Genomic DNA, 25,398 nt, shown 5'->3' on the forward strand with positions numbered 1-25,398 from the left:
CTTTTATAGTGTGAAATAAAATTATATTAACATTAAATTTATACTAATTTTATGTTTTTTAAATTTAGTTAAAAAAAATTAATTTTTAAAGACATTTCACAATTTTATCAATATGACAAAAAACACCACAAATCATACTAAGCCTTTGAAAATTCCCAAAATTATAATCCTATCAAGTAAGTTTATTGCTTTTTTGTCTACTAAATGGGTTACTATTTATGCTTCTAAATTGTTTACAACGCCTATAAAACATAAGATTCCAAAACGAGAAATTGAAATGGACAAAAAGAGCTTACAACAAATGATTGTTGTTCCTTCCATAAATCGAAAAGTAAACATCTATGAGTATGGGAGAAGCAGTAAAAAAGTTTTATTAGTTCACGGATGGTCAGGTAGAGGAACCCAATTATGTAAGATTGCAGATGAAATGATTAGATTGGGATATTCAACTGTTAGTTTTGATGCGCCAGCACATGGAAAATCTCCAGGGAATTCAACTATTATGGTTGATTTTATTGCTTCAGTCATTGAAATTGACAAACAATTTGGGCCTTTTGAAATTGCTATTGGACATTCCTTGGGTGGAATGACAGTTATGAATGCTATAAAAGAAGGACTTCAAGTGAAAAAAGCTGTAATTATTGGCAGCGGAGATATTGTACAGGATATCACGGATGATTTTATTTCTAAATTGGGATTAAAATCCGAAATAAGCAAACTATTGTGCGAGCGTTTTGAAAAAAAATATGGAGGAATTATGGACGATTATAGTGCATACAAAGCAGCTGAAACAACTTTGATTCCGACTTTGGTGATTCATGATGAAAATGATCCTGAAGTATCTGTAAAAGCTGGAATTCATATACATCAACATCTTAAAAATGGTGAATTAATGTTGACCAAAAGATTAGGCCACAGAAAGATTCTTGCCGACCATCAAGTAATTGAAAAAATAACTAATTTTATTCAAAAATAATATTATGAACTATCCTTTTGTAAAATCAGAAAAAGAATGGGAAGAAGAATTAGGAGCTGAGCGTTATAGAATTCTTCGTCAAAAAGGAACAGAATATCCACATACAGGGAAATATAATTTGCATTTTGAAAATGGCGTTTATTGTTGTGGAGGCTGTGGTACTCCCCTATTTGAAAGCAATTCTAAGTTTGACGCGCATTGTGGTTGGCCATCATTTGACGAATCAATTCCTGGAAAAGTAGAGTATATTGTTGATAATACACATGGAATGAAACGCACTGAAATTGTTTGCGCTAATTGTGGTGGCCATCTAGGTCATGTTTTTGAAGATGGTCCAACAAAAACCGGTCAGCGCTATTGTGTTAATTCGTTATCTGTTGATTTTAAAGAGAAATAAGTATTTTATTTTTTTAAAATGTGATTAAACAAAAAATGCTTTACAATTCTGTAAAGCATTTTTTGTTTGAGTAAGAATGTATTAAAAAGCTACATTCCATCTTGGCAATTTACCATTTTCATCTAGAAAGTTTTGCAAAACCTGTCCTTCAACGCTAGTTGGAATTGATTTTACATCGTTATTAAAAGTTTCAAACCAAAAAACTTCCAATGTATCAATACTTTCTTTTTTCATTTGAGCAGGCCAAGAATATTTTCTTCCTGTTTTTGCAAATTGATGACCATTTACAATCTTATCATGTAAACCACCATTTTTGCTTTTCAAGGTTCCGTCATTTTGAACTGTTCCTGTAGAACCAACCATAATTAATTCTTTGTCAGCATAAACAACAAAAACACCGCTTCCCGCTTCTGAAGCGTTACAAACAGCTTCTAAATTATCTTCCTGTGTAAACGTAAAATTCCCTTTTACTGTAAACTTTTCTAATTCTTTGTACATATTTATTATAATTAAAAAAATGCCTCACAAAATCGTGAGGCATTTTGGTATTTTATTTTTAAAATATTGAAAATTAACCCAATACTTCTTTTACTTTCTTTCCTATTTCAGCAGGAGAGTCAACAACGTGAATTCCGTTCTCTCTCATAATTTGTTTTTTAGCTTCAGCTGTATCGTCAGAACCACCAACAATCGCACCTGCATGTCCCATTGTACGTCCTGCTGGAGCAGTAACTCCTGCAATGAAACCTACAACTGGTTTACGGTTACCGTCAGCTTTAATCCATTTAGCAGCATCAGCTTCTAATTGTCCACCAATTTCACCAATCATTACGATACATTCTGTTTCTGGATCGTTCATCAATAATTCTACAGCTTCTTTAGTAGTTGTTCCAATGATTGGATCTCCACCAATACCGATAGCAGTAGTGATTCCTAATCCTTGTTTTACAACTTGATCAGCAGCTTCATAAGTTAAAGTCCCTGATTTTGATACAATACCTACAGTTCCTTTTTTGAAAACGAAACCTGGCATAATTCCAACTTTAGCTTCACCTGGAGTAATAACACCTGGGCAGTTTGGTCCTATTAACCTAGCATTTCTTTCTTTAACATAGCTATTTGCTTTAATCATATCAGCTACAGGAATTCCTTCAGTAATAGCAATGATTACTTTTATTCCAGCATCAGCAGCTTCCATAATTGCATCTGCAGCAAAAGCAGGTGGTACAAAAATAATAGTTGTATCGGCTCCAGCTTGTTCAACAGCATCTTTTACTGTGTTAAAAACTGGAAGATCCAAATGTGTTGTTCCCCCTTTTCCAGGAGTAACTCCACCAACAACATTTGTACCGTATTCAATCATTTGTGAAGCGTGGAAAGTTCCTTCGCTACCTGTAAATCCCTGAACAATTATTTTTGAATCTTTATTAACTAAAACACTCATGATATATTTTTTATGTAGTTTTTAAAATTGTGACGCAAAAGTAAGGCTTTTGTAATTATTTTGTACTTTTTTTTAAAATAAAAATAATTACATCACTTGACTCATTTGATATCCTCTGTATAATTTATTATCTTTTATTTCCCATATAACCATCATATGAGCCAAAAACATTTCTTCTCTTGGGTTTTCTATCGTTTTTGCATAATGATCAAAACGTACAGAAACGATATTGCCTTCTTCGACAATATGACTAATTCTAGCTTTAGTACGAACATAAGCTCTACTTATTTCACCAGTCATACTTAATATTTCTTCATAATTCCTTTGAATAAATCCTTTGCTACTATTCCAATCCAAAATACATTCTGGATGTAAATATTCTTTCATTATTTCTGTGTTAATGAAGGCATCTGATTTATAAAAACTTTTTACAATTTCTTTAGCAGACATATTATTTTAGTTTTTTTAAAATTTCGGGAATTTTTTTAATATTTGCCAATTGCTTCAATTTTTCTCTTGATTCTTCAATTGGAGTACCAAAATAGCTTTTACCACCATCTACTGATTTTGTAACACCTGTTTGTCCAAGTATTACAGCATTTGCTCCTATAGTAATGCCGCTTGTAGTTCCCACCTGTCCCCAAATGGTAACTTCATCTTCTATAATTACACAACCTGCAATCCCAGTTTGTGAAGCTATTAAACATTTTTTTCCAATTACGGTGTCGTGCCCAACGTGTACTTGATTATCAATTTTGGTACCTTCGCCAATAGTTGTATCACCAGTAACCCCTTTGTCAATCGTGCAAAGTGCCCCAATTCCAACATTGTCTTTAATTACAACTCGACCTCCCGAAATTAATTGATCAAAACCATCTGGTCTTTTTTTATAGTAAAAAGCATCGGCTCCAAGAACAGTACCCGCATGGATAATCACATTGTTGCCTATTATTGTATGGTCATAAATGGCAACATTAGCATGTATCAAACAGTTTTCTCCAATAACAACATTGTTTCCTATGAATGAGTTTGGCTGAATTATAGTCCCTTTTCCAATTTTTGCGGAAGCGGAAATAGAAACATTAGCCTGCACAAAAGGCTTGAAATGTTTTGTCAATACATTGAAATCTCTAAAAGGATCATCTGAAATCAACAAAGCTTTTCCTTCAGGGCAATCTACTTTTTTGTTGATTAAAACAATCGTTGCTGCAGATTGTAAAGCCTTATCGTAATATTTTGGATGATCTACAAAAACGATATCCCCAGATTCTACAACATGAATTTCATTCATGCCATAAACCGGAAACAAAGCATCGCCAACAAATTCGCATTGAAGCAAATTTGCTATATCTTGTAGAGAATAAACTTTTGGAAATTTCATAAATATAGTATTCAGAAATCAGTGTTTACTGTTCAGTTGATTGCTAACTGAACAGTAAACAGAGAAAACTATGCTTTAACACGTTCCATATAAGAACCTGATGCAGTATCGATTTTAATTTTGTCTCCTTCGTTAATAAATAAAGGTACATTTACAGTTGCTCCAGTTTCAACAGTGGCAGATTTTGTAGCATTCGTAGCTGTATTTCCTTTTATTCCTGGTTCTGCATAAGTTACTTCAAGTATAACAGATGCAGGCATATCTACTGAAAGAGGCAAATCGGTCTCAGTATTGATACTTACCATAACATTTTCTCCTTCTTTTAATAAATCTGGAGAATCAAGAATGTTTTTATTTAAAGAGATTTGTTCAAAAGTCTCTACATTCATGAAATGAAATAAATCACCTTCAGGATATAGGAATTGAAATTTATGGTTTTCAACTCGAACTTCATCAATTTTATGTCCAGCAGAAAAAGTATTGTCTAATACTTTACCATTACTCAAACTTCTTAATTTTGTTCTTACAAATGCAGGTCCTTTCCCTGGTTTCACATGAAGAAATTCAATGATTTTATAAATATCATTGTTGTATTTGATGCACAATCCGTTTTTAATATCTGATGTAGATGCCATTTTTTTTGTTTTATTTAATTTTTTTGTTTAATCGTTAAACAGTTTATTTGTTTTTCGCCAAAACGATTAAACAAATAAACAATTGAACTTTTATTTAGTAATTTCCAGAATAACCTTTCATTACACCTCTTGATGAGTTTCTGATAAAATCCAATATTTCATCGCGCTCCGGAGTAGCTTCCATTTCTGCTTCAATGATATCCATCGCTTGAGTTGTATTGTAATTTTTTTGGTAAAGAATTCTATATATTTCTTGAATTTCTCTAATTTTTTCGGTGGTAAAACCTCTTCTTCTCAAACCTACAGAATTGATTCCTACATAAGATAAAGGTTCTTTTGCCGCTTTGGTAAACGGAGGAACGTCTTTTCTTACCAATGATCCACCCGAAACCATGGCATGATCACCAATATGAATAAATTGATGAATTGCCGCCAATCCACCTATAACTGCGTATTTACCCACTATTACGTGTCCAGCTAGTGCAACACCATTTACAATTATTGCATTATCTCCAATATGACAATCGTGAGCAATATGGGCAGTAGCCATCACTAGGCAATTATTTCCCAATGTGGTTTGACCCGAAGCTATAGTTCCTCTATTGATTGTAACACATTCTCTAATAGTACAATTATCTCCAATAATTGCTAGAGAATCTTCTCCTCCAAATTTTAAATCTTGAGGCACGGCAGCAATTACAGCTCCTGGGAAAATATTGCAATTTTTACCAATTCTTGCTCCCTCCATTATTGTTACATTAGAACCTATCCAAGTTCCGTCACCAATAACAACATTGTTATGGATGGTTGTAAAAGGTTCGATTACAACATTTTTGGCGATTTTTGCACCTGGATGAACGTATGCTAACGGTTGATTCATATATTTTGTTTAATCGTTAAACTGTTTAATCGATTAATCGGTAAACGATTAACCAAATCAACAAAAAAAATTATTGTTTTCTTGCAATTTGTGCCATTAATTCGGCTTGCGCAACCAAACGCCCATTTGCATAAGCATTTGCTTGCATGTGACAAATACCTCTTCTTATTGGGGTAATCAAATCACATTTGAAAATTAGTGTATCTCCCGGCAAAACTTTTTGCTTGAATTTTACATTATCAATTTTCATAAAAAATGTCAAATAATTTTCAGGATCTGGAACAGTGCTTAAAACTAATATTCCTCCCGTTTGTGCCATTGCTTCAACAATAAGAACTCCTGGCATTACTGGTGCATTAGGAAAATGTCCAACGAAGAAACTTTCGTTCATTGTAACATTTTTCATCCCCACAACATGACTATCCGACATTTCAATGATTCTGTCAATCAACAAAAATGGTGGTCTATGAGGTAACATAGCCATAATTTTATGAATATCCATTAATGGCTCTTGATTCAAATCATAGGTAGGAACATAATTTCTTTGTTCGCTCTTGATGATTTTGGCCATTTTTTTGGCAAATTGAGTATTTACATAATGCCCAGGCTTGTTGGCTATAATTTTTCCTTGGATTTTAGTTCCAATTAAAGCTAAGTCTCCAATTACATCAAGTAATTTATGTCTTGCAGCCTCATTTGGATAATGTAAAGTCAGATTATCTAAAATTCCATTTGGTTTTACCGTAATTTCATCTTTACCAAAGGCTTTTTTCAAGCTCTCCATTGTAGATTCTGAAATGTCTTTATCTACATAAACGATAGCATTGTTTAAATCCCCTCCTTTAATCAAGCCATTTTCCAATAGCGCTTCCAATTCATGCAAAAAACTAAAAGTTCTGGCATTGGAAATTTCTGTTTTGAAATCTCCGATAGTTTTTAAAGTAGCATTTTGAGTGCCTAATATTTTTGTACCAAAATCAACCATTGTAGTTACACTATAATGATCACTTGGCATAACCATGATTTCACTTCCAGAAGCTTCATCAGTAAAAGAAATAACTTCTTTTACAACATATACGTTTCGATTTAATTCTTGCTCAATAATTCCAGCTTCTTCAATCGCTTCCATGAAAAACTTAGATGAACCATCCATAATTGGTAGTTCAGAAGCATCCAATTCGATAATGATATTATCCAAATCCGATCCCATCAAGGCAGCCAAAACATGTTCTGGAGTTTGAATTTTGACACCTAATTTCTCCAAATTAGTTCCACGCTGTGTATTGACTACGTAATTAGCATCAGCCTCAATAACAGGGTGACCTTCAAGATCGACACGAACAAATGTAAAGCCATTATTTACTGGAGCAGGTTTAAAAGTCATTTTAACTTCTTTTCCAGTATGTAATCCAACTCCCGTAAGCGAAATTTCTGTTTTGATGGTCTTCTGTTTAACCATTGTTTCCATTTTTTTGGTTTAATATTTGTTTTTTTAACTCTTCTATTTCTTTTACCAATTTTGGTAAATTCTTAAAATGTACATATGATTTACTATAATCGGCATATCCAAAAGTTGGACTTCCTTGAAGTATCTCATTATCTTTTATGTTTCTTCCAACTCCTGATTGTGCTTGGATACGAACATTGTTTCCAACTGTCAAATGCCCCACAATTCCTACTTGACCACCTATCATACAATTCTCCCCTATTTTGGTAGAACCCGCAATTCCGGATTGAGCTGCAATAACCGTATTGCGACCAATTTCAACGTTGTGTGCAATTTGAATTTGATTATCTAATTTTACACCTGCTCTAATAACGGTAGATCCTAATGTAGCTCGATCTATAGTAGAATTAGCACCAATATCTACATTGTCTTCTATAATTACATTTCCTATTTGCGGTATTTTATTGTAAGTCCCGTCTTCATTTGGCGCATAACCAAAACCATCAGCGCCTATAATTGTACCTGAATGAATCGTGCAATTATTACCAATTACTGTTTCTGAATAAATTTTAGCGCCAGCAAAAATAATCACATTATTTCCAATAGTTACATTATCACCAATAAAACTTCCAGGATATATTTTGACATTATCACCCAATACCACATTATCACCAATATAACTAAAGCTTCCTAAATATAGATTTTCGCCATATTTGGCACTTTCAGAAATAACAGAAGGAGTTTCAATACCGTTTTTGTTTAATTTCACCTGATTATAAAATTCCAATAATTTAGAAAATGCTTTATAAGCATCGGCTACTTTAATGAGTGTAGTTGTTATTGGAGATTCAGGAACAAAAGTATTGTTTACGATTGTTATCGAAGCTTTTGTAGTATATATGTAATTGATGTATTTTGGATTGGATAAAAAAGTAAGCGATCCTTCTGCCCCTTCTTCAATTTTAGACAAACGAGAAACCTCTATGTTAGGATTTCCAACAATTTCTCCTTCTAATATTCCTGCTATTTGTTCAGCTGTAAATTTCATCTTATTGAATTGTATTTTTAAAAAGTATTAAGATTGAACATACTAATTGTTTGTTCACGTAATATTTAATAAAAACAGATTGGCTTGCTTTTTTGCGACAAAAATATAAAAAATAGGCTTTAAATGTTAATTTTAAAGTAGTTGTTTTGGAAAACAAATATAATACTTGGTTACTAACTTTGATAACGATTTCAAATTCAGTTGGTCAGAGGCTTCTACAACATCTTCAATTGTCTTGTCTTTGTTTAGAATTCGAATGGGTTCTGCTACTTTGCTGTAGGCTTGACTTTTAATTTTTCCTTTGAAAATAAAGTAATTGGATTCGGCAAGAGAAATCTTGTTTTGAATAGAAAATCGTTCCTTTTGAATCTGTAATTCCTCCAAAGGAACTTTATCATTAGTTAACTTGATTTTTAAAAGATCTCTGTTGATAATCATTTTGCTCAATGAAGATAAGATAAAATCATCATGATTTTCCCAAGCTTTAAGAGCACTAATAATATCGAAATCATCTAACTTGGTAAATAATTTTAAAGTTTTAGTATCAAAAGTTTCCAATGTCACTTTGTTTTGCATAAAAAACAACAATGGCTGGCTGAATGGTAAAAGAATACCTCTTTCAGTCAACTCTTTGGCACGTTTTAAGACTTTGGTCAAAGTTAATTCGGCAGCCAAACTCGTTTTATGTAAATAGACCTGCCAATACATTAAGCGTCTGGACATTAGAAATTTTTCGACGGAATAGATTCCTTTTTCTTCAATGACCAATACATCATCTACAACATTCATCATTTGAATCAATCGTTCTGAATTGACATTTCCTTCTGAAACTCCTGAATAAAAGCTATCGCGCTTTAAATAATCCATCCGATCCATATCAAGTTGACTCGATATCAGCTGCAACATAAATTTACGATGGTATTCTCCTTTAAAGACTTTAATAGCAAGACTCAATTGACCTTGGAATTCGGTATTGAGTTCGTTCATTAATAATAGTGAGATTTCTTCGTGATGAACATCCTCTACAATACTACTTTCCATAGCATGCGAAAATGGGCCATGACCAATATCGTGCAATAATATGGCGATATATAGGGCATTTTCTTCTTCAGGAGTAATATTAACCTCTTTGAAACGCAATACTTCGACCGCCTTTTGCATCAAATGCATACTCCCTAGCGCATGATGAAAACGAGTGTGATTGGCACCTGGATATACTAAATAAGATAAGCCCATCTGAGAAATCCGTCTCAAGCGCTGAAAATAAGGATGCTGGACTAAATCGTAGATTAAGGCATTGGGGATTGTAATAAACCCATAAATGGGATCATTGAATATTTTTAATTTATTTATTTGAGACACTATCTGTTGGTTTTTAGGTCAACAAATATATGTAAAATAGTAGTAAGACACGAAGATTCTAAGGTGCTAAGTTTGGACACTTTAATTAGATAATTAAATTTATTGCATTATCCTTTACTTAATTGACATCCTCTTTTAAGTCTTCTACCTCCTCAATCTGTTCAAGGATATTGGTTTGATTTGGTGAAATGTGGCTTTTAATTTCTGGAATATTATCTTTTTTAAACAACAATACTAATGCATTATGCAGTTTTAGTAATACGTCCCTGTCCACTTTGTCAATATCTACAGCGGTATTAAAATCAAAAATATAATTATTTGAATTTCGTACCTCTATTTTTATTGTTTTAGGCGTGATTTTAAATTTTACTATATCCATTGCTTTTTTATTTCATTAATCCTTAAATTTTGGGCTGGATCTGTTTTAGGACCAGATATAAGCATAAAATAAAAAACTCCATTATTTCTAATGGAGTTTGTTTTGTGGGCGATGAGGGGTTCGAACCCCCGACCCCCTCGGTGTAAACGAGGTGCTCTGAACCAGCTGAGCTAATCGCCCTATTGCGTGTGCAAATATACAACTAGAACTCGTAATTGCAAGCGAAATTTCAAAAAAATAGAATAAAAATTATTTTGTTTTTCTTTAGTTACTCATAAACAGTATTTTATTCAAGATTTAATCACCATATTTTTTTTGGTTATCATCTTCTTATAACCTTACATTTGTATTATAAAACAAATACAATGGGTCGATACCAAGAAAACGATTTACCTAAATCAAAAATTACTGCAACTTCTCTTCAAAAAGCAATCCTAATTTTCAAATATGCTGATAATCATAAATGGAAATTTTATGTTGGATTAGTGTTTTTGCTGCTAACTAGTGTCACTGCCCTAGCCTTTCCTAAGTTCATGGGAATGCTTGTGGATTGTGTCAACAAAAAAGATGCTCATTTAGCCAATCAAATAGCTTTAGGTTTAGGTTTAGTGTTGCTATTGCAATCGTTATTTTCATTTTTTAGACTTTCTTTATTTGTCAATTTTACCGAAAACACCTTAGCTAATGTACGTTTAGCTCTATATACCAACCTGGTTAAATTGCCAATGTCATTTTTCTCCCAAAAACGTGTGGGTGAATTGAATAGCCGAATTAGTAACGATATTACTCAAATTCAAGATACGTTAACCACAACAATAGCCGAGTTTTTAAGACAATTTATATTGATTATTGGGAGTTTTGCAATGCTAGCCAGTATTAATATCAAATTGACAATTATGATGGTTTCGGTTGTTCCGTTGGTTGGAGTTGCTGCGGTTATTTTTGGAAGATTTATTCGAAAATATTCTAAAAAAGTACAAGACCAAGTAGCCGAAAGTCAAGTGGTAGTTGAAGAAACCATGCAAGGAATCAGTATTGTTAAAGCTTTCGCAAATGAATGGTATGAGATTGCTCGATACAAAGATAAAATTAAGGAAGTCGTTAAAATGGGTATTAAAGGAGGTCAATTTAGAGGTTTCTTTGCTTCCTTTATTATTATCTGCTTGTTTGGAACGATTGTGGCGGTTGTTTGGTACGGAGTACAATTGAGTATTGCTGGAGAAATAACGGTTGGGGAATTATTTACCTTTATACTATACTCGAGTTATGTAGGGGCTTCATCAGGAGGAATAGCCGAATTGTATGCGCAAATGCAAAAAGCAATTGGAGCCACTGAAAGAGTTTTTGAACTATTGGATGAAGTTCCCGAAAAAATCAATTCAAATGTGCATGTTCCTTCTATTAACAAAATAAAAGGTGAAGTAACTTTTAATAATGTTGCTTTCAGTTATCCATCCAGAAAAGAAGTTAAGGTTTTGAAAGATATTAATTTCACAGCAAATTTTGGACAAAAAATAGCTCTTGTTGGACCAAGTGGAATGGGGAAATCAACAATTGCCTCTTTATTATTACGTTTTTATGATATTGAAAGTGGTGAAATTCTGATCGACGGAAAAAATATTTACGATTATGATTTAGAGAATCTCCGTGGTAATATGAGTATTGTGCCTCAGGATGTTATTCTTTTTGGAGGTACCATAAAGGAAAATATTGCTTACGGTAAGCCCAATGCTACTGATGAAGAAATAATTATGGCCGCTAAACAAGCCAATGCCTATGTTTTTATTGAAAGTTTTCCTGAGAAATTTGAAACTGTGGTTGGAGAAAGAGGAATCAAACTTTCTGGGGGGCAAAGACAGCGAATTGCCATTGCTCGTGCCTTATTGAAAAACCCATCTATATTGATTTTGGATGAAGCGACTTCTTCATTAGATAGCGAAAGTGAAAAACTGGTTCAAGAAGCACTTGAAATTTTGATGGAAGGAAGAACAAGTATCATTATTGCCCACCGTCTTTCTACGATTCGTTCTGCCGATCAAATTTTGGTACTTGATAATGGAAAAATAAGCGAACAAGGAACACATCAAGAATTAATCAATTTAGAAAATGGTTTGTATAAGAATTTAAGCAATTTACAGTTTAGTAATTCTTAGTTTTAAAATATAAGCACAAAAAAACCATTTGTATCTACAAATGGTTTTTTTTATGAAAGATTATGTAGTCTTTTCTGAATACTAAAAAACTGAAAACTGCCTACTATTTTTTTCCTTTTCTTCTATTGCGTTCTGTTTTAATCATCGAAAGTTCACGACTCGTTTGTCCGGCTACAGATGTATTTTCTTCAGCACGACGAATTAAGTATGGCATAACATCTTTTACAGGTCCAAATGGTAAATATTTCGCAATATTATATCCATTGGCTGCCAAATTATAGCTGATATTATCACTCATTCCATATAATTGTCCAAACCAAATTCTGTCATCAGTTGATTGAATTCCTTTGGATTTCATCAACTCCATTAATTTGTAAGTACTCTCTTCATTATGAGTTCCTGCAAAAATAGACATCGTGTCTAAATGTTCTGCCATATAAAGGACAGCTGCATCATAATTGATATCAGAAGCCTCTTTGGAAGCACATATTGGTGTTGGATATCCTTTTTCTTCAGCACGAAGATTTTCTTTTTCCATATAAGCACCACGAACCAATTTCATTCCGATAAAGAATCCTTCGGTTTTCGCTTGCTCATGCAGTTTTTTCAAATAATCCAAACGATCCCAGCGATACATTTGTAGTGTATTGAATACGATTACTTTTTCCTTGTTGTATTTGCGCATCATTTCGGTAACCAAATCATCGGCTGCATCTTGCATCCAACTTTCTTCGGCATCAATCAACAAGGCTACATTCTTTTTATGCGCTTCACTACATACTTGATCAAAACGAGCTACTACTCTATCCCATTCCGCTTGTTCATCTGAAGTTAAAGTTTGTTTTTCTCCCACTTTTTCATATAAATCCAAACGACCTAAACCTGTAGGTTTAAAAACTGCAAAAGGAATTGCTTTACGCTCTTTTGCAAATTCAATTGTTTTTAAGGTCATTTCCAGAGCAGCATCAAATTGATTTTCCTCTTCTTTACCTTCAACTGAATAATCCAAAACAGAAGAAACTCCTTTGGTGTACATTTTATCAACTACCGATAGGCAATCATCTTCATTTACACCACCACAAAAATGATCAAAAACAGTTGCACGGATAAGGCTTTCAACAGGAAGATTTGCTTTTATGGCAAAATTGGTTACTGCTGTTCCAATACGTACTAGAGGTTGGCTATTAATTAATTTAAAAAGAAAATAAGCTCTGTCGAGTTCTGTATCGCTTTTTAGTGCAAATGCAATTTGTGTGTTATTAAAAATATTATTCATTTTTTGTTATATTTTTTATGCAAATATAAAGAGACTAAGGGATTATTATTAGCAAAATTTACCTTATTTTGCGCTTTCAATTAAATTAAAATCATGCAATCTATTCAAGCCAATAATTATCCTGTTCATTTCAACGAAATTGGATATAAAAAACTAAACCAACACTTAAAAGAGAACAAATATTCAAACCTATTTATAATTGCAGACACCAATACAAATGAACATTGTCTGTCTAAATTTCTTCCTTTATTGGAAACGGATTTGACTATAGAAATAATAGAATTTGAAGCTGGAGAAATCAATAAAAATATTGAAACCTGTATTGAAATCTGGAATGTTTTAACAGAGCTTGGTGCTGACAGAAAAACATTGATTATAAATATAGGAGGTGGTGTTGTTACCGATTTAGGAGGTTTTGTGGCTTCTACTTTTAAAAGAGGAGTTGATTTTATTCATGTTCCAACAACGTTATTGTCTATGGTGGATGCATCTGTAGGTGGTAAAAATGGTGTGGATTTGGGTAATTTAAAAAATCAGATTGGTGTTATTAATACACCAAAAATGGTATTGATTGATACTCAATATTTAGAGACTGTTCCTCAAAATGAAATGCGTTCTGGACTTGCTGAAATGTTAAAACACGGATTAATATTTGATAAAGCCTATTGGGAATATTTTTTAGATTTGAAAGCAATAGACTTTGATCATTTGGATGCACTTATTCATCGTTCAGTTGAAATTAAGAATATCATTGTAATGCAAGATCCAACCGAACAAAATATTAGGAAATCATTAAACTTTGGTCATACATTAGGACACGCTATCGAAAGTTATTTTCTAGAAAATGAAAACAAAACTACCCTATTGCATGGTGAAGCCATTGCTGTAGGAATGATTTTGGAAAGTTATATTTCATTGCACAAAAATCTAATCACAGAAGAAGAATACAACGAAATAAAAACAACACTGAAATCAATATATGACGATGTTGTTTTTGAAGAAAATGATATCGAACCGATCTTAGAATTACTGATTCATGACAAAAAAAATGAATATGGTATGATACAATTTGCATTGATTGAGGGTATCGGGAAAATAAAAATTAACCAATCTGTTGAAAACGTATTGATTCTAAACGCTTTTCAGGATTACAAATCTTAGGTATTTTTTAATAAAAAGGATTGCTTTGCGTCTGTTTTATTTTTTACATTTGCGCCAATGAATAAAAAACAAAATACTAAAACATTTTCTACCAAAAGGAACAGAAACAATAGGTCTTTCTTGAGCTTATTGAAACGTTTTTATGGTATAAAAGGAAATTTTAGTTTTGATGTGTTTCAATATTTCAAGGCCGATTACGATAAACTTCAGATTATATACGCCAATATCAGAGTTTGAATTTCTATTAATTCTATTTTTTCAAATGCAATTAATATAAAACTCTACAGGACAAATGAATACAAAATATTCCGATTTAATAAACCAAACATATTACTTTCCACAGGAAGAATTTAAATTAAACAAAGACAACCTTCATTTTCATAATATTGATTTAATGAAATTGGTGGAAACTTATGGTACACCATTGAAATTCACCTATTTGCCGCAGATATCCAATAATATTAACAAAGCCAAAGCTTGGTTTCGTAAATCGATGGAAAAAAATAAGTATGAGGCAAAGTACTATTATTGCTATTGTACAAAAAGCTCTCATTTTGAATATGTTATGAATGAAGCTTTCAAGAATAATATTCATATTGAAACTTCTTCTGCCTTTGATATTAATATTGTTGAAAATTTATTAGAAAAAGGAAAGATTAATAAAAGTACTTATATAATTTGTAATGGTTTCAAAAGAGATCAATACATTGAAAATATTGCCAGATTAATCAATCATGGTCATAAGAATACCATTCCAATTATTGACAATTACGAAGAATTGGACTTGTTGCAAGGACAAATTAACGGAAAATTCAAAATAGGAATCCGTATTGCTGCTGAAGAAGAACCTAAATTTGAGTTTTATACTTCTCGATTAGGAATCGGATACAAAAACATTGTTCCTTTTTATAAGAAAGAGATAAAAGAAAATAAAAATTTGGAACTTAAAATGTTGCACTTTTTTATTAATACAGGAATCAATGATAATGCCTATTATTGGAATGAGCTTGTAAAATGTATCAAAGTTTATGTTGCCTTGAAAAAAGAATGCCCTTCTCTTGATGGTTTGAATATTGGTGGAGGCTTCCCAATCAAAAATTCATTGGCATTCGAATACGATTACCAATATATGATTGACGAAATCATTAATCAGATTAAAATTGCCTGTGACGAAGCAGAAGTAGATGTACCAAATATTTTTACTGAATTTGGTTCGTTTACAGTTGGAGAAAGTGGTGGAGCTATTTATCAAGTGTTGTATCAAAAACAACAAAATGATAGAGAAAAGTGGAACATGATTGATTCTTCTTTTATCACGACATTACCGGACACTTGGGCAATTAATAAGCGTTTTATTATGTTGGCAATCAACAGATGGAATGATACTTATGAAAGAGTTTTACTGGGTGGAATGACTTGTGATAGTGACGATTATTACAATTCTGAACAAAACATGAATGCCATTTATTTACCAAAATACAATAAAGAGAAACCATTGTATCTAGGTTTTTTCAATACAGGAGCTTATCAGGAAACTATAGGTGGTTATGGAGGACTGCATCACTGTTTAATTCCACAGCCAAAACACATTTTGATAGACAGAGACGAGAATGGAATATTGGCAACCGAAGTTTTTTCTGAACAACAAACTGCCGAGGATGTACTAAAAATATTAGGTTATAATAAATAATCATTAAAAATTTGGATTCAGGAAATTTGATATTTATAAATTTCTTTTATTTGTAAATCCAAATCTCAAATAACCTTTTGAACATTAAAATAAAAAAGAAAAAGAATATGAGTAAAGGACCAATCAGTCAATTTATTGAGAAGCATTATTTGCATTTCAATTCTGCATCTTTAGTTGACGCTGCAAAGGAATACGAACAGCAATTAGCCAATGGTGCTAAAATGATGGTAAGCATGGCTGGTGCAATGAGTACAGCCGAAATTGGAAAGATTTTTTCCGAAATAATTCGTCAAGATAAAGTTCAAATTATTTCTTGTACAGGTGCGAATCTTGAAGAAGACATCATGAATTTGGTCGCACATTCTCATTATGAGAGAGTTCCAAATTATCGTGATTTGACACCACAAGACGAATGGGATCTATTGGAGAGAGGTTTAAATAGAGTTACAGATACTTGTATTCCAGAGCACGAAGCTTTTCGTCGTCTTCAAAAACACATTTATAAAATCTGGAAAGATGCTGATGACAAAGGAGAAAGATATTTTCCTCATGAGTTCATGTATAAAATGTTACTTTCGGGAGTTTTGGAAGAATACTATGAAATTGACCTAAAAGACAGCTGGATGTATGCAGCTGCCGAGAAAAATTTACCAATTATTGTGCCAGGGTGGGAAGATAGTACAATGGGAAATATTTTTGCATCGTATGTTATAAAAGGAGATTTGAAAGCATCTACCATGAAATCTGGGATTGAATATATGGTTTTCTTATCTGATTGGTATCCAAAAAATAGCACAAATGGCGTTGGTTTCTTCCAAATTGGAGGAGGAATCGCAGGGGATTTCCCAATATGTGTTGTTCCGATGCTGTACCAAGATATGGAAATGCATGATATTCCATTTTGGAGTTATTTCTGCCAAATTTCAGATTCGACAACAAGTTACGGTTCTTATTCTGGAGCAGTTCCTAATGAAAAAATTACTTGGGGTAAATTAGATATTAATACTCCAAAGTTCATTATTGAATCGGATGCTACGATTGTTGCTCCATTAATTTTTGCCTATTTGTTAGATTTATAATAATTATTTATGAAAAGAGTAATAGTTGATTACGCCAAATTGACCAACGAAATTTTGAATCTTTTGGTCGAAAAATTCCCTGATGGTTATGATGATTCAGACATCATTCGATTTAGAAATGCTAAAAACGAATTGATTGAGGCTGTAGAAGTTAGAACTGAAGATACTATATATTTAGTGAAAGTAAGTACTAAATTGGCTGACAGAATTGGGAATTATGACGAAGATGATGAAATTGATGATGTTGTAGAACCAATTAGCGGTTTGGAACTGGATGTTGATGATGCAGATGATGATGACGAAGATGAAAATCTAGACAAACCTGATATTGACGGTGATGATGAAGATGAAGATGGTGATGAAAAAGATATTGCCGACGAAGATGATGATGATGATGACGAAGATTAATTCTATGATTTTATAAAAAAATAAAAGGGACTCTATTTTGAGTTCCTTTTTTTGTTAGATTTATATTCTTAAAAAATATATGCCAAAATGACAACAGAAATTTTACACGCCAAACTAAAAGAAAATTTTGGGTTTGAAAAATTCAGACCCAATCAAGAAGAAATTATTAATTGTATTCTTTCCGGAAAAGATACTTTGGCTATTATGCCAACTGGAGGAGGAAAATCAATATGTTTTCAACTGCCCGGTTTAGTCTTGGCGGGAACTACCATAGTTATTTCTCCATTAATTGCCTTGATGAAAGATCAGGTTGACAGTCTGAAAGCCAATGGAATAGATGCTTGTTTTGTCAATAGCAGCCAGTCTTCGGAAGAACAGCAATTACACATTCAAAATTTAAAAGACAATAAAGTTAAGCTGGTCTATGTTGCACCAGAGAGTTTGTCTTTTTTGGAAAACGCATTTAGTCAGATAGTTGTGAGTTTAATTGCAATTGACGAAGCACATTGTATTTCGGCTTGGGGTCATGATTTTCGTCCTGCTTATACCAATTTGGGATATTTAAAAAACCGCTTCCCTTCTACTCCAATCCTTGCATTGACCGCAACTGCCGATAAAGCAACACGTACTGACATCTGCGATCAATTAAATTTAAATAATCCTAACACTTTTGTAGCATCTTTCGATAGAAAAAATTTGAGTCTGGAAGTTCGACCTGCTTTGGATCGCGTCAAACAAATTATTGATTTTATCAAAGACAAACCAAATGAATCGGGTATTGTTTATTGCCTAAGTAGAAAGACAACTGAAGAGCTTGCCGAAAAATTACAAAAAATCGGAATTAAAGCCAAAGCTTATCATGCTGGCTTGGACAATAAAATTCGATCAAAAACTCAAGATGAATTTATCAATGATGATTGTCAAGTGGTTTGTGCAACGATTGCTTTTGGGATGGGAATCGATAAATCAAATGTTCGTTGGGTGATTCATTATAATTTACCAAAAAACATTGAAGGTTATTATCAGGAAATTGGAAGAGCGGGTCGTGACGGTTTACCATCGGAAACAGTTTTGTTCGAAAGTTACGGTGATGTGATTCAGTTGCAAAAATTTGCTTCCGAAGGATTGAACTCAGAAGTACAATTGGCAAAATTGGAAAGAATGAAGCAATATGCTGATGCCTTAAGTTGCCGAAGAAAAATACTGCTTTCCTATTTTGGAGAATTAGTGACTGAGAATTGTGGTAATTGTGATATTTGCAAAAATCCTCCTGCCTTTTTTGATGGAACCGTAATTGCCCAAAAAGCTTTGTCAGCTATAATTCGTTTGCAGGAATCTGAAGCTTTGCCTGTAATTGTAGATTTTATAAGAGGTTCCAAAAATGCTTCTATCTATGACAAAGGATTTCAAAATTTAAAAACGTATGGAGTTGGTGCCGATATTTCTTGGTATGACTGGAATCAATATTTGATTCAATTAATTAATTTGGGATATTGTGAAATTGCTTTCCATCAACAGAATAAAATAAAACTAACTCCGTTTGCCAAAAAAGTATTATTTGACGGAGAAAAAGTGCAATTGACAGCTGTTCAAAAAATAAATAAGGAAGCTGTCGAAATTAAAACAGCTAAAACAAAATCCGAAGCAAATTCTCTTTTTGAGTTTCTTAGAAAGCTACGTTCAGAAATTGCTAAAGAAGAAGAAGTTCCAGCTTATGTTATTTTTAGCGATGCTACTTTGAGACAGTTAGAAATTCAACGCCCAATGAGTGATTCCGAATTCCTAGCTATTGATGGAGTTGGAAAAGCAAAACTTGAAAAATATGGAGATGTATTCATAAAAGCAATTATTGAATTTCAAAAAATTAAAAAAGTTAGAGCAAAAAAAGAGAATACAACATATAAAGAAACATTAGTGATGTTTCAAAGTGGAATGACAGTTGAAAAAATTGCAATAAAAAGAAAATTGGGTCTGCCGACTATAATTTCGCATTTAGCAAAATTATACACTGATGGGCATCCGATAGATTTAACTGTTTTTATTAATGAACAAGAAATTACAAAAATTGCAAAAGCAAAAATAAAATTAGAATCGCCAACAGCATTGAAACCGTATTTTGATTTTTTTGAAGAGCAAATATCATATGATAAAATCAGAGTTGGTCTGGCCATACTTGAAAAAGAAAATATAGCCTTTTAATTTTATGACAATACATTCATTTCCATATTATATAAATTCAAAAACTGAAATATTGATTTTGGGAACTATGCCTGGAGCTATGTCTCTTGCCAAACAGGAATATTATGCAAATCCTAGAAACCATTTTTGGAAAATACTCTATACTCTTTTTGATGCATTACCGATTCCTGAAAACTTTGAAGCAAAAGTTCAATTTCTTCGATCTAATAAAATTGGGTTGTGGGATGTTTTAGAAAATTGTGAAAGAAAAGGAAGTTTGGATATTCACATCAAAAATCAAAAGGAAAATGATTTTGAAGTTTTGCTAAACGAATTTCCATCTATCACCAAAATCATTTTTAATGGAAAACAAAGCCATGCGTTTTTTTCTAAAAGATTCGGACAGATAAAAGGCATTACCTATTTTGTAATGCCTTCAACCAGTCCTGCAAACACTATGACTTTTGAAAATAAATTAAAAATTTGGTCGAACTGTTTTTGAATAAAACAAATTGTTTGAAATTTATAAATATCGTTCAATAAAAATTTTCTGATGATGTTTCATGTGCCCAATAATTAAAAAGCCTAAGGCTCTGACTGAAACTTCATGTTGTGATGCAATTCCTATTCTTCTCAATTGTTCATCCGAAAAACTTTTGAACATCAGTAAGTTGGAATGCCTTACTGCTGAAAACTCAGTTAATAAATCCTGAATACTTCTATTTTTTGCATCGGTATTGTCAACATAATCATTTTCTTCAAATCCCGGTAAAGGGGTTTTGTCATTTCTGGAAATTCGAAGTGCTCGATAAGCAAATATTCTTTCGGTATCAATAATATGCTGGATAATCTCTTTTATTGTCCATTTTCCTTCAGCATAACTATAATCAAATTTATCCATTGGAATATTTTGTACAAACTTGATGAAGTCATGCAAACTAATTTCTAACTCTTCAAATAATTCTACATTCTCAAGAGCATTTATATAAGTAGCATTGAATTTTGAATATTCATTTACCGGTAATTGATTTGAGTTCATTTTACTTTTTTTAAAATTGAATCTATCTTTTAAATTAAGCTGAGTTTCTACTAGCATTTGTATTACCGAATAGAGAACGGGTCACAATTTTTTCGTATACTTTTATCAGGTTCAAATCTGGATTTTCCTCTTTGTTCAATTCATTAATTTTCAACAAGGCATATTGTTGTATTGTCAACAAAGGTAACACAATACGCTCTCTCATTTGAATCGAAGCTATACCATCTGGATAGTTTTCCATCAGTTCATTATGACCTGCAATTTTCAATAACAACCTTTTGGTTTCCAAAAATTCATCATAAATGATCTGCCAAAAAGCCCCAAATTCTGGATCCTTACTCATATAAGCTGTTAATGGAAAAAATGATTTTGCCAATGACATCATACTGTTTTCTAGTAATGTTCTAACGAATAAAGAATTATTATACAAATCCTGAACTTTATCCCATTGATTGGTATCTTCAAAATGTTTTAAAGCGGAACCTACTCCAAAAAATCCTGGGACATTTTGTTTCAACTGACTCCAAGAACCGACAAACGGGATTGCTCTTAAATCAGCAAAATCAAGTGTTTCGGACTTGCTTCTTTTTGAAGGACGGCTACCAATATTGGTTTTAGCATAATATTTTAAAGTACTCATCTGTTCCAAGTAAGGAATGAACTTAGGATGATTTTTAAAATTCAAATATTTAGCATATCCTAAATCGGCCATTTGATCCAAAATTTCTTTGTCTTCAACAGACAATTCATTTTGTCCCTGATTGAATACTTGATTGGCAACACCAGCGCTCAAAAGATTTTCCAAATTATAGCGGCAAGAATCTAAAGTTCCAAAATTTGAACTAATCGTTTGTCCTTGAATTGTAATCTGGATTTCGTTATTTTCAATATTTGGACCTAATGAAGCGTAAAATTTATGTGTTTTTCCACCGCCACGAGCTGGAGGTCCACCACGTCCATCAAAGAAAATAGCATGAATTCCGTATTTTCTAGAAATTTCAGTTAATGCCTCTTTGGCTTTATAGATACTCCAATTTGCCATTAAATATCCACCATCTTTTGTTCCATCAGAGAAACCAAGCATAATCGTTTGCTTGTTATTTCTATTTGATAAATGTTTAGCGTATTCAGCATTGGTGTATAATTTTTCCATTACTAAATGTGCATTATGCAAATCATCAACAGATTCAAATAATGGGATGATATCAACTGTTGCATTTTCCCAATCACATAATTTGAATAAGGCAAAAGTTTCCATCACATTAAGTGCGCTTTCATTATTACTGATGATATAACGGTTGGCGCCAAATTCACCATTATTTTCCTGTATCGTTTTGATGGCTTGAATTGATTCAACGGTTGATCTTGTCATTTCATTTTCAAAATCAGCTGCGTCTAAATTCCCTTTTACTGATGACAAAACTGCAATTTTCTCATCTTCTGTTAATTGGAAGTAATTAGCTGGAAAAATATTTGCTTTGGATTTTGAATAATAATCTACAACATCATAAAAAACAGTTTGGTGAATTTTACTGTTTTGTCTGATATCTAAAGTAGCAAAGTGAAAACCAAACAAATTCAATCGGATGAGTAAAGCGTCAATTTGATCTACATAAAGTGATTGATGTTGTTCAATTATTATGGTTTTAATTTTATTTAATTGTGTTTTAAGTTCTTCAAGAGTAATGAAAATTTCACCTTTAGAATAAAAAACAGAACGATATAATTTTTGCTCCAACTCCATTACTAAAGAATCTACTACTGGAAAAGTAAGTTTTCTCTTTAGACTTCGGATTTCTACGTAATAGCATTTTAGAATAGAAGTTCTCAATCTCTCGGCTACTTTCAAGGTAATTTCAGTCGTAACAAATGGATTCCCATCACGATCTCCTCCTGGCCAGAACCCAAGTTTAATTAATTGATTGTTTATGGATTCTCCTTCAAAAACGTTTTTTTGTAAATAATGAACCATTTCACCAGAAGTGTTGTAAAACACATTTTCTAGATACCAAATCAAACTTACTGCTTCATCAAAAGGATTTGGTTTCTCATTTTGAATAAAAGGCGTTTTTCCCAATTGAGCTAATAGTTGCTTAATTTCTAGTAAATTATTATTTCGAATTGCTTCGGTCAAATCATTTATGATTCCTAAAACAGGTCCCGGGTAAAATTGTGTTGGATGCGCTGTTAAAACAGTACGAACATTGAAATTCTCCAGAAAATGAATGAGTTCTTCCTTATTATCTCTAACATCTGATTTCTCTTTGATATCACGAAGCGAGCCTCTACCTTCCATATTGTTTACAACGGGAAATGCAGCATCTTCGATAGCATCAAATAAAACAATTTGGCGTTCAATATATTGTATAAAATGAAACATCAAATTAATTTTGTCTTTTTCGGTCGCGCTAGTCAAATATTTATCTGAAAAGAAATCAAAAATTTCTTTTGGAGTTTCTTGTTTCTTGAATCCGTTATCACACAGTTCTGTAAAAATAGGCAACAAAACACCCGTATTATCAACAGAATCAAAAGGTAATGTTATAAAAACACTATTGTAAATATGATATTTAGATAAAACATTTTGATTAAAACGCTCTATTTTAGGTAACGTATACATAATTATACTATTAGTTAAGTGGTTGGTTAATTTGGCATAAAAAAACCCCAAGAATAGACTTGAGGTTATATTTATAATATAGCATTCAAGATTTTTTACATTTCCTTAAAAATGGTATGCATCAAACGCTTTTTATCATTTATGCTTTCCTCAAGAGAAATCATAGTTTCGGTTCTATATACACCTTCGATATCATCAATCATAAAGATAACATCTTTGGCATGCTTAGTATCCTTTGCTCTAATTTTGCAAAATATATTGAATTTACCTGTAGTCACAGAAGCAACAGTCACAAAAGGAATTTCATTAATACGCTCTAAGACAAATTTTGTTTGAGAAGTATTATTAAGAAAAACACCTACATAAGCAATAAATGAGTATCCTAATTTATCATAATCAAGTACTAATGAGGATCCCATGATAATACCGGCATCTTCCATTTTTTTTACTCTTACATGTACCGTTCCAGCTGAAATCAATAATTTTTTCGCAATGTCTGTAAACGGAACTCTTGTGTTGTCTATCAACATATCTAAAATCTGGTGATCTACTTCATCTAAACGAAACTTACTCATAATTCTTTTATTATATGGTTATTTGCTACTAAAAAAGTTAAATTTATAAATAAAAATTAAATAAACGGTAAAAATATTATTTTATTATTGTTCCGTTAACGAAAAATGCTTTTTCATCTAAATTGAAATCAGCTTGTTGATTTTGATTTGGATAATTGTTAAAATCATCTTTGTATAACGCTCCTTTTGCATCGTACTCATAATGACCATAATAACCTTCTAAATCACCTACTTCAACAATGTAAGCATTAAATTTTATCTGATTGTCAATTAACTCTTCTTTATATTGAGCAACAAAATTCGTGATTATTTCGATACCATCATAATTTATTTTGACATTTTTATACATAAAATCAAAAAAAACGACTTTATTCTGAGGAATGTTCAAATATTTATCATTTCTATTGCTAACTATATCGTTTTCGCTGAGAATAATAAAACTCGAAAGTAGTGATATAAATATGAATTTTCGTGTTACTTCTCTCTCGTAATCATCTGGAAAATGCCCAGCTTCAAACAATAAAGTAGGTACTCCTAAGTATTGAAATGTATCTCCTATACAATTAATATTAAACGAATCATCAAATCGACCTATTTGACCTGGAATATAGTTTTGTAAAACCTCATTAATCCCTGCAATCAAGTTAATAGCTTTCAATCTAGACTCATTAACCTCTCTTTCTTCATTATAGGAAGGTGCTAAAAAGGATACTGTTGCAGGTTTCCCTGTATCTGCAACTCCAAAAATGGTGCGCTGATCGTGTAGATTAAAACAATAATCCGGCTTAAATTGCTCGAAAACAGTTCTAAGTATTTTGCTTTCTGGCTGTGTAAGGTCTTGCGAATCCCGATTCAAATCGACATTATTGGCATTGGCTCTTGTATATAATTTGGCTCCGTCAGGGTTTAGCATCGGAATGCAGTAAAAAGTAAAGCTGTCTAAAAGTTTCTTAGCTAAATCCGATCCGCTATTAATTAGATTTATGAAATCGAATAATGCTTTTGTCGTTGTGCTTTCGTTTCCGTGCATTTGTGACCAAAGATAAATTTTGGTTTTACCATTACCTTTTTGATAACTGTATATTGGTTTTCCCAAAACAGATTCTCCAATGATTGTTACCTCTTTTTTTAAAGATTCTTTTTCTAATAAAGGCTTAATATTTTCTAAAGTAATATAACGTCCTTGAATTGTGTTTTCTTTATTTTGATCGAATAACTGTTCTAAATTCATCTTCTATTATTTGATTTACAAAAGTAAACATCTTTATAT

At 32.2% G+C, this 25,398-nt stretch carries 25 protein-coding genes and 1 tRNA gene; 10 read left to right on the forward strand and 16 right to left on the reverse strand.

Going from position 1 to position 25,398, the window contains the following annotated elements; all coding sequences use genetic code 11:
* Positions 1-112 precede the first annotated feature (112 nt).
* Together B0E44_RS14175 and msrB are read left to right on the forward strand one after the other, a co-directional pair.
* Positions 113-976 carry an alpha/beta fold hydrolase gene (locus tag B0E44_RS14175; protein ID WP_077376529.1) on the forward strand — a complete coding sequence of 288 codons (864 nt, stop codon included), beginning with the start codon at positions 113-115 and terminating at the stop codon, positions 974-976.
* A 4-nt stretch (positions 977-980) separates the two neighbouring features.
* A complete protein-coding gene (gene msrB, locus B0E44_RS14180) occupies positions 981-1,373 on the forward strand; it encodes a peptide-methionine (R)-S-oxide reductase MsrB (protein WP_077376532.1) in 393 nt (130 codons plus the stop codon).
* 81 nt (positions 1,374-1,454) lie between these two features.
* On the opposite strand, the gene B0E44_RS14185 is transcribed toward msrB, so the two are convergent.
* The 11 genes from B0E44_RS14185 to B0E44_RS14235 all read right to left on the reverse strand — a co-directional run bounded on the left by B0E44_RS14185 (position 1,455) and on the right by B0E44_RS14235 (position 10,129).
* Positions 1,455-1,871 carry a hypothetical protein gene (locus B0E44_RS14185; RefSeq protein WP_077376536.1) on the reverse strand — a complete coding sequence of 139 codons (417 nt, stop codon included), beginning with the start codon at positions 1,869-1,871 and terminating at the stop codon, positions 1,455-1,457.
* Positions 1,872-1,944: 73 nt separating this feature from the next.
* Positions 1,945-2,817: a succinate--CoA ligase subunit alpha gene (gene sucD, locus B0E44_RS14190; RefSeq protein WP_077376539.1), complete on the reverse strand. Its 873-nt coding sequence runs from the start codon at positions 2,815-2,817 to the stop codon at positions 1,945-1,947.
* Positions 2,818-2,904: 87 nt separating this feature from the next.
* Entirely contained in the window at positions 2,905-3,267 is a 363-nt protein-coding gene (locus B0E44_RS14195; protein WP_077376542.1) for a nuclear transport factor 2 family protein, read from the reverse strand.
* A gap of 1 nt (position 3,268) precedes the next feature.
* A complete protein-coding gene (locus B0E44_RS14200; protein ID WP_077376547.1) occupies positions 3,269-4,198 on the reverse strand; it encodes a UDP-3-O-(3-hydroxymyristoyl)glucosamine N-acyltransferase in 930 nt (309 codons plus the stop codon).
* A 68-nt stretch (positions 4,199-4,266) separates the two neighbouring features.
* Entirely contained in the window at positions 4,267-4,833 is a 567-nt protein-coding gene (efp, locus tag B0E44_RS14205; RefSeq protein WP_077376550.1) for an elongation factor P, read from the reverse strand.
* 94 nt (positions 4,834-4,927) lie between these two features.
* A complete protein-coding gene (gene lpxA, locus B0E44_RS14210) occupies positions 4,928-5,713 on the reverse strand; it encodes an acyl-ACP--UDP-N-acetylglucosamine O-acyltransferase (RefSeq protein ID WP_077376553.1) in 786 nt (261 codons plus the stop codon).
* 70 nt (positions 5,714-5,783) lie between these two features.
* A complete protein-coding gene (locus tag B0E44_RS14215; protein WP_077376598.1) occupies positions 5,784-7,172 on the reverse strand; it encodes a bifunctional UDP-3-O-[3-hydroxymyristoyl] N-acetylglucosamine deacetylase/3-hydroxyacyl-ACP dehydratase in 1,389 nt (462 codons plus the stop codon).
* Positions 7,165-8,208, reverse strand: a complete 1,044-nt coding sequence (gene lpxD / locus B0E44_RS14220; protein ID WP_077376556.1) for a UDP-3-O-(3-hydroxymyristoyl)glucosamine N-acyltransferase — start codon at positions 8,206-8,208, stop codon at positions 7,165-7,167. Before lpxD ends, B0E44_RS14215 begins: the two co-directional genes overlap by 8 nt.
* 132 nt (positions 8,209-8,340) lie before the next feature.
* Positions 8,341-9,570: an HD domain-containing protein gene (locus B0E44_RS14225; protein ID WP_077376559.1), complete on the reverse strand. Its 1,230-nt coding sequence runs from the start codon at positions 9,568-9,570 to the stop codon at positions 8,341-8,343.
* A gap of 118 nt (positions 9,571-9,688) precedes the next feature.
* The gene (locus B0E44_RS14230) at positions 9,689-9,949 is read right to left on the reverse strand and encodes a hypothetical protein (protein ID WP_077376562.1); all 261 of its coding nucleotides are present in this window, start codon (positions 9,947-9,949) and stop codon (positions 9,689-9,691) included.
* A gap of 105 nt (positions 9,950-10,054) precedes the next feature.
* A tRNA-Val gene (locus B0E44_RS14235) sits at positions 10,055-10,129 on the reverse strand.
* Positions 10,130-10,314: 185 nt separating this feature from the next.
* Here B0E44_RS14235 and B0E44_RS14240 point away from each other — a divergent pair.
* Positions 10,315-12,102 (forward strand): ABC transporter ATP-binding protein, encoded by a 1,788-nt coding sequence (locus B0E44_RS14240; protein WP_077376565.1) that lies wholly within the window; start codon positions 10,315-10,317, stop codon positions 12,100-12,102.
* Positions 12,103-12,205: 103 nt separating this feature from the next.
* Here the strand turns inward: B0E44_RS14240 and B0E44_RS14245 are convergent, their stop codons facing one another.
* Positions 12,206-13,378 carry a proline dehydrogenase family protein gene (locus tag B0E44_RS14245; RefSeq protein WP_077376568.1) on the reverse strand — a complete coding sequence of 391 codons (1,173 nt, stop codon included), beginning with the start codon at positions 13,376-13,378 and terminating at the stop codon, positions 12,206-12,208.
* Between the two features lie 93 nt (positions 13,379-13,471).
* Between B0E44_RS14245 and aroB the strand changes: the two genes are divergently transcribed.
* The 7 genes from aroB to B0E44_RS14280 all read left to right on the forward strand — a co-directional run bounded on the left by aroB (position 13,472) and on the right by B0E44_RS14280 (position 20,396).
* Entirely contained in the window at positions 13,472-14,539 is a 1,068-nt protein-coding gene (gene aroB / locus B0E44_RS14250; RefSeq protein WP_077376571.1) for a 3-dehydroquinate synthase, read from the forward strand.
* 57 nt (positions 14,540-14,596) lie between these two features.
* A complete protein-coding gene (locus B0E44_RS14255; protein WP_077376574.1) occupies positions 14,597-14,776 on the forward strand; it encodes a hypothetical protein in 180 nt (59 codons plus the stop codon).
* A gap of 55 nt (positions 14,777-14,831) precedes the next feature.
* Positions 14,832-16,229 carry an arginine decarboxylase gene (locus B0E44_RS14260; RefSeq protein ID WP_077376577.1) on the forward strand — a complete coding sequence of 466 codons (1,398 nt, stop codon included), beginning with the start codon at positions 14,832-14,834 and terminating at the stop codon, positions 16,227-16,229.
* Between the two features lie 107 nt (positions 16,230-16,336).
* Positions 16,337-17,308, forward strand: a complete 972-nt coding sequence (locus tag B0E44_RS14265) for a deoxyhypusine synthase family protein (protein ID WP_077376580.1) — start codon at positions 16,337-16,339, stop codon at positions 17,306-17,308.
* 9 nt (positions 17,309-17,317) lie between these two features.
* Positions 17,318-17,716, forward strand: a complete 399-nt coding sequence (locus B0E44_RS14270) for a DNA primase (RefSeq protein ID WP_077376583.1) — start codon at positions 17,318-17,320, stop codon at positions 17,714-17,716.
* 87 nt (positions 17,717-17,803) lie between these two features.
* A complete protein-coding gene (gene recQ, locus B0E44_RS14275; RefSeq protein ID WP_077376586.1) occupies positions 17,804-19,915 on the forward strand; it encodes a DNA helicase RecQ in 2,112 nt (703 codons plus the stop codon).
* A gap of 4 nt (positions 19,916-19,919) precedes the next feature.
* Entirely contained in the window at positions 19,920-20,396 is a 477-nt protein-coding gene (locus tag B0E44_RS14280; RefSeq protein WP_077376589.1) for a DNA-deoxyinosine glycosylase, read from the forward strand.
* A gap of 21 nt (positions 20,397-20,417) precedes the next feature.
* Here B0E44_RS14280 and B0E44_RS14285 read toward each other — a convergent pair whose 3' ends face one another.
* From B0E44_RS14285 to B0E44_RS14300, 4 genes are all read right to left on the reverse strand, one after another.
* Positions 20,418-20,933, reverse strand: a complete 516-nt coding sequence (locus B0E44_RS14285) for a DinB family protein (RefSeq protein ID WP_077376601.1) — start codon at positions 20,931-20,933, stop codon at positions 20,418-20,420.
* A 34-nt stretch (positions 20,934-20,967) separates the two neighbouring features.
* The gene (locus B0E44_RS14290) at positions 20,968-23,553 is read right to left on the reverse strand and encodes a phosphoenolpyruvate carboxylase (RefSeq protein WP_077376592.1); all 2,586 of its coding nucleotides are present in this window, start codon (positions 23,551-23,553) and stop codon (positions 20,968-20,970) included.
* A gap of 95 nt (positions 23,554-23,648) precedes the next feature.
* Entirely contained in the window at positions 23,649-24,128 is a 480-nt protein-coding gene (locus B0E44_RS14295) for an Lrp/AsnC family transcriptional regulator (RefSeq protein WP_024981770.1), read from the reverse strand.
* Between the two features lie 76 nt (positions 24,129-24,204).
* Entirely contained in the window at positions 24,205-25,359 is a 1,155-nt protein-coding gene (locus B0E44_RS14300; RefSeq protein ID WP_077376595.1) for a M14 metallopeptidase family protein, read from the reverse strand.
* Positions 25,360-25,398 lie beyond the last annotated feature (39 nt).

The sequence above is a fragment of the Flavobacterium sp. A45 genome (assembly GCF_002001005.1).
In the GTDB taxonomy this organism is placed as follows: Bacteria; Bacteroidota; Bacteroidia; order Flavobacteriales; family Flavobacteriaceae; genus Flavobacterium.

What these genes read in the sequence shown, in the direction of transcription:
- B0E44_RS14175 (WP_077376529.1), top strand. Translation starts at nt 113, where the DNA reads ATGACAAAAAACACCACAAATCATACTAAGCCTTTGAAAATTCCCAAA.
- msrB (WP_077376532.1), top strand. Translation starts at nt 981, where the DNA reads ATGAACTATCCTTTTGTAAAATCAGAAAAAGAATGGGAAGAAGAATTA.
- B0E44_RS14185 (WP_077376536.1), bottom strand. Translation starts at nt 1,871, where the DNA reads ATGTACAAAGAATTAGAAAAGTTTACAGTAAAAGGGAATTTTACGTTT.
- sucD (WP_077376539.1), bottom strand. Translation starts at nt 2,817, where the DNA reads ATGAGTGTTTTAGTTAATAAAGATTCAAAAATAATTGTTCAGGGATTT.
- B0E44_RS14195 (WP_077376542.1), bottom strand. Translation starts at nt 3,267, where the DNA reads ATGTCTGCTAAAGAAATTGTAAAAAGTTTTTATAAATCAGATGCCTTC.
- B0E44_RS14200 (WP_077376547.1), bottom strand. Translation starts at nt 4,198, where the DNA reads ATGAAATTTCCAAAAGTTTATTCTCTACAAGATATAGCAAATTTGCTT.
- efp (WP_077376550.1), bottom strand. Translation starts at nt 4,833, where the DNA reads ATGGCATCTACATCAGATATTAAAAACGGATTGTGCATCAAATACAAC.
- lpxA (WP_077376553.1), bottom strand. Translation starts at nt 5,713, where the DNA reads ATGAATCAACCGTTAGCATACGTTCATCCAGGTGCAAAAATCGCCAAA.
- B0E44_RS14215 (WP_077376598.1), bottom strand. Translation starts at nt 7,172, where the DNA reads ATGGTTAAACAGAAGACCATCAAAACAGAAATTTCGCTTACGGGAGTT.
- lpxD (WP_077376556.1), bottom strand. Translation starts at nt 8,208, where the DNA reads ATGAAATTTACAGCTGAACAAATAGCAGGAATATTAGAAGGAGAAATT.
- B0E44_RS14230 (WP_077376562.1), bottom strand. Translation starts at nt 9,949, where the DNA reads ATGGATATAGTAAAATTTAAAATCACGCCTAAAACAATAAAAATAGAG.
- B0E44_RS14240 (WP_077376565.1), top strand. Translation starts at nt 10,315, where the DNA reads ATGGGTCGATACCAAGAAAACGATTTACCTAAATCAAAAATTACTGCA.
- B0E44_RS14245 (WP_077376568.1), bottom strand. Translation starts at nt 13,378, where the DNA reads ATGAATAATATTTTTAATAACACACAAATTGCATTTGCACTAAAAAGC.
- aroB (WP_077376571.1), top strand. Translation starts at nt 13,472, where the DNA reads ATGCAATCTATTCAAGCCAATAATTATCCTGTTCATTTCAACGAAATT.
- B0E44_RS14255 (WP_077376574.1), top strand. Translation starts at nt 14,597, where the DNA reads ATGAATAAAAAACAAAATACTAAAACATTTTCTACCAAAAGGAACAGA.
- B0E44_RS14260 (WP_077376577.1), top strand. Translation starts at nt 14,832, where the DNA reads ATGAATACAAAATATTCCGATTTAATAAACCAAACATATTACTTTCCA.
- B0E44_RS14265 (WP_077376580.1), top strand. Translation starts at nt 16,337, where the DNA reads ATGAGTAAAGGACCAATCAGTCAATTTATTGAGAAGCATTATTTGCAT.
- B0E44_RS14270 (WP_077376583.1), top strand. Translation starts at nt 17,318, where the DNA reads ATGAAAAGAGTAATAGTTGATTACGCCAAATTGACCAACGAAATTTTG.
- recQ (WP_077376586.1), top strand. Translation starts at nt 17,804, where the DNA reads ATGACAACAGAAATTTTACACGCCAAACTAAAAGAAAATTTTGGGTTT.
- B0E44_RS14280 (WP_077376589.1), top strand. Translation starts at nt 19,920, where the DNA reads ATGACAATACATTCATTTCCATATTATATAAATTCAAAAACTGAAATA.
- B0E44_RS14285 (WP_077376601.1), bottom strand. Translation starts at nt 20,933, where the DNA reads ATGAACTCAAATCAATTACCGGTAAATGAATATTCAAAATTCAATGCT.
- B0E44_RS14290 (WP_077376592.1), bottom strand. Translation starts at nt 23,553, where the DNA reads ATGTATACGTTACCTAAAATAGAGCGTTTTAATCAAAATGTTTTATCT.
- B0E44_RS14295 (WP_024981770.1), bottom strand. Translation starts at nt 24,128, where the DNA reads ATGAGTAAGTTTCGTTTAGATGAAGTAGATCACCAGATTTTAGATATG.
- B0E44_RS14300 (WP_077376595.1), bottom strand. Translation starts at nt 25,359, where the DNA reads ATGAATTTAGAACAGTTATTCGATCAAAATAAAGAAAACACAATTCAA.